Annotated in this window: 1 pseudogene; it reads left to right on the top strand. The window is 59.5% G+C overall.

Annotated elements, in window-relative coordinates:
* A pseudogene (locus tag EOD29_RS31725) lies at positions 1 to 274 on the top strand (flagellin); the annotation flags it as partial.

The following is a 274-nucleotide window of genomic DNA, read 5'->3' as shown; positions in this document are numbered from 1 at the left end:
ATCGAGACGGCCGCCGACGATGCATCCTACTGGTCGGTCGCGACCGTCATGCGCTCGGACAGCACCAATCTCGGGACGATCGGAGATGCGCTCGGTCTCGGCGCTGCCAAGGTCGATGCGACTTACACGGCGATGACCTCCTCGATCGATCTCTTAAGCCAGCTTCGCGCCAAGCTGGTTTCGGCAAGAGAGCCTGGCGCCGACAAGGAAAAGATCAACGCGGAGATCAGCGAATACAAGGAGCAGTTGCAGACGATCGTCGAATCGACATCGT

This window comes from Mesorhizobium sp. M1A.T.Ca.IN.004.03.1.1 (assembly GCF_003997555.1).
In the GTDB taxonomy this organism is placed as follows: Bacteria; Pseudomonadota; Alphaproteobacteria; order Rhizobiales; family Rhizobiaceae; genus Mesorhizobium.
This window is presented reverse-complemented; position numbering and strand designations above follow the sequence as displayed.